This window comes from Microbacterium sp. 13-71-7 (assembly GCF_002257455.1).
Lineage (GTDB): Bacteria > Actinomycetota > Actinomycetes > Actinomycetales > Microbacteriaceae > Microbacterium.
Genome location: NZ_NCKN01000332.1, coordinates 1 through 3,310 on the forward strand (window position 1 = coordinate 1; position 3,310 = coordinate 3,310).

A 3,310-nucleotide genomic window follows, 5' to 3' on the forward strand; every position below is an offset into this window, starting at 1 on the left:
CAGGGCTTCAGCAAGGACACCGCGCTTGCCCTCATCCGCGGCCTTGTCGAGTCCGAAGTTCTGGAGTTCGACGACGGCGAGGGGGTCGTGCGGGCGCTCGAAGCCGCCGGCGACGGTGCCGACTTCGCCGACGCGCTGATCGACAGCACCATGGCGCAGTTCGGCGTCACGAATACCGTGACCTTCGACCGCCGCGCGGCACAGCGTCTCGGCTGGCGTCTGCTCGAGGGCTGACTCCGGCCCGCTCCCCCGCGGGGCGGCGCATGCCGACCTCGGACGGGGCTGAGCGTCTCAGTTCGAGGGAATCCTCCGCGCGTCGAGCAGTACGACTGCGTCCCCGACTTCACCGGGAGTGATGCACCGCCCAGAGAACCCCGAGCGGGGCACGAGGTCGAGATCGAGGATGTCGTCGCTTTCCGTGCGCACGCGCAGCACCGGAGCCATGAGCCGGGCCGCCCGAAAGCTTCGGATCTCTGTGATCTCCCCCCACGGAATGACGACGACCGGTGTCCCGTCGGCCCGAGGGGAAAACCAATTGCGGGTCGCGGTGATCTCGAGCGCGTCAGGGCCCGCGATCCCCCATCCCTGTCCGATGCGCTTCCCTCCTGAAGAGGTGTTGAGCACCATCTGCCCGAAGGCGACCCATTCAGCGCCGGGCTGCGCTTGAGCCGCACGCCGCGCGGATACGACGAGCGGTCTCCAGAGACCGAGCCACCCGCAGAGGATCAGAACTCCCCCGGTCAGGCCGAGAACGAGATAGGTCGGAGCCAGGGAAGGCGGCGATGAGAGCCTCAGCGCCCCGACGACGATGCACATCCCCATCAGCGTCAGGGACAGCACCATCACCGAACCCCGTGCCCAGGTCAGCATCCTGGCACTGGGCACAACGAACCAGGTCGTCACGCCCTTGAAGGGCCCACCGGACCCCGATTCCGGACGGCGCACGTCGTCGAGCATGCGAAGACGATACCGCCCCGATCCGCCTCCCGCACGGCCACCGGATCCGCCGCGAGGGCGGGCGGGGATCCGCCGTAGGGGGGATGCCACGGACGCCGCCGCTGAATACCGTGGAGCCATGACCACAGTGCTCACCCGCACCACGACCACGGGGCTGCTCGAACTCGAGGGCCTCACCAAGAGCTACGGCGCGCGGCGCGTGCTCGACGACGTCTCATTCCGCGTCGAGCCGGGGCGGCTCACGGGCTTCGTCGGCGGCAACGGCGCCGGCAAGACCACCACGATGCGGATCGTGCTGGGCGTGCTCGGCTCCGACGGCGGCACCGTGCGCCTCGGCGGGCACGACGTCGCGGCCACCGACCGGCGCCACTTCGGGTACATGCCCGAGGAGCGCGGCCTGTATCCCAAGATGAAGGTGCTCGAGCAGGTCGCGTACCTGGCGCGGCTGCACGGGTTCGGCAAGTCCGAGGCGACGGCCCGCGGCGAGGCGCTGCTGGCCGAGCTCGGGCTCGGCGAGCGGCTGCACGACTCGATCGAGTCGCTCTCGCTCGGCAACCAGCAGCGCGCGCAGATCGCCGCCGCACTCGTGCACGACCCCGAGGTGCTCATCCTCGACGAGCCGTTCTCCGGACTGGATCCGCTCGCGGTCGACGTCGTCGCCGGAGTGTTGCAGGCGCGCGCCGCACAGGGCGCCGCGATCCTGTTCTCCTCGCACCAGCTCGACGTCGTCGAGCGGCTCTGCGACGACCTGGTCATCATCGCCGGCGGCACGATCCGCGCCTCCGGCTCCCGCGAGCAGCTCCGCGCGCAGCACTCCGCGCCGCGCTACGAGCTGGTCTCCGACGCCGACGCCGGATGGATCCGCTCCGAGCCGGGCATCACCGTCGTCGACTTCGAGCGCGGCACCGCGGTCTTCGACGCCGCCACTCCGGAGGATGCGCAGCGGGTTCTGCGCACCGCCCTCGGCCACGGCGTCGTGCACGCCTTCACCCCGCAGCATCCGTCCCTCGCCCAGATCTTCAAGGAGGTCATCCAGTGAGCACCGCGACCACTCAGACCGGCGCGCTCTCCGCGTCGAGCGGGATCTTCCTCGTCGCCGAGCGCGAGATCGGATCCAAGCTGCGCAGCAAGGCGTTCCTGATCTCGACCGGCATCCTGCTGCTGATCGCCCTCGCCGGCGTGCTGATCGGCGGGTTCATGAGCAAGAACACCTCCGAGACGAAGATCGCGGTGACCTCGGAGACCGCGCAGGCCGTGCACGGCCTGCCGGGGCTCGCACCGACCGAGGTCGCCGACGCGACCGCCGCGGAGAAGCTGGTCCGCGACGGCACGGTCGAGGCGGCCCTCGTCCCGGCGTCCGGCGACAGCTCGTTCGGATACGAGATCGTGGCGCTGAAGAGCGCGCCGAACAGCCTGCAGAGCCTGCTCGCGAAGACGCCGAAGGTCACGATCCTCGAACCGGACACGACCAATCCGCTGCTGCGCTACCTCGTCGCGATCGGCTTCGGCGTCGTCTTCCTGATGGCCGCGTCGACGTTCGGCGCGACGATGGCGCAGAGCGTGGTCGAGGAGAAGTCCACGCGCGTAGTGGAGCTGCTGCTCGCCGCGATCCCCGCCCGCGTGCTGCTGGCCGGCAAGGTCATCGGCAACACGGTGCTCGCGATGGCGCAGATCCTGCTGCTCGCGGCGATCGCCGTGGTCGGGCTCATCGTGACAGGGCAGAACGGCGTGCTGCAGGGGCTCGGATCCCCGCTGGTGTGGTTCGCCGTGTTCTTCCTGTTCGGATTCGTGCTGCTGGCCTCGCTGTTCGCCGCCGCCGCATCCCTCGTGTCGCGCCAGGAGGACATCGGATCCACGACCATGCCGATCACGATGCTCGTGATGGCCCCGTACGTCCTCGTGATCATCTTCAACGACAATCCGCTGGTGATGACGATCCTGTCGTACATCCCGTTCTCGGCCCCGGTGGCGATGCCGGTGCGGCTGTTCGTCGGCGAGGCGCAGTGGTGGGAGCCGCTGGCGTCGCTGGTGATCCTGCTCGCCGCCTGCGTGGCCGCGATCCTCGTCGCCGCGAAGATCTACGAGAACTCCCTGCTGCGCATGGGCGCGCGCGTGAAGCTGTCCGAGGCTCTCTCCGGTCGCTGAGCCCCGCGCCCACCGCGAGCGCTGACCGCGAGCGCTGACCGCGAGACTCCATCTCCGCGACGAGACTGCACTTCAGGAGTGCAGTCTCGTCGCCCAGTTGGAGTCTCGCGGTCAGGGGGTCCTGGATCTGGATCCGGAACCGGATCCAGGAATATTCATACGCATGCATTGTTAGCTTGAGGGTGCGGACGATGGGGTCCGGCAGCAG

Annotated in this window: 3 protein-coding genes and 1 pseudogene; 3 read left to right on the forward strand and 1 reads right to left on the reverse strand. The window is 69.2% G+C overall.

Annotation, left to right across the window (positions count from 1 at the left end; translation table 11 throughout):
• A pseudogene (locus tag B7X32_RS19720) lies at nucleotides 1–234 on the forward strand (hypothetical protein); the annotation flags it as partial.
• Between the two features lie 57 nt (nucleotides 235–291).
• On the opposite strand, the gene B7X32_RS19725 reads toward B7X32_RS19720, so the two are convergent.
• The gene (locus tag B7X32_RS19725; RefSeq protein ID WP_292723643.1) at nucleotides 292–957 is read right to left on the reverse strand and encodes a hypothetical protein; all 666 of its coding nucleotides are present in this window, start codon (nucleotides 955–957) and stop codon (nucleotides 292–294) included.
• Between the two features lie 154 nt (nucleotides 958–1,111).
• On the opposite strand from B7X32_RS19725, the gene B7X32_RS19730 reads away from it, so the two are divergent.
• Both B7X32_RS19730 and B7X32_RS19735 read left to right on the forward strand, forming a co-directional pair.
• Nucleotides 1,112–1,996, forward strand: a complete 885-nt coding sequence (locus tag B7X32_RS19730) for an ATP-binding cassette domain-containing protein (RefSeq protein ID WP_292723648.1) — start codon at nucleotides 1,112–1,114, stop codon at nucleotides 1,994–1,996.
• A complete protein-coding gene (locus tag B7X32_RS19735; RefSeq protein WP_292723645.1) occupies nucleotides 1,993–3,102 on the forward strand; it encodes an ABC transporter permease in 1,110 nt (369 codons plus the stop codon). Before B7X32_RS19730 ends, B7X32_RS19735 begins: the two co-directional genes overlap by 4 nt.
• Nucleotides 3,103–3,310: the final 208 nt, after the last annotated feature.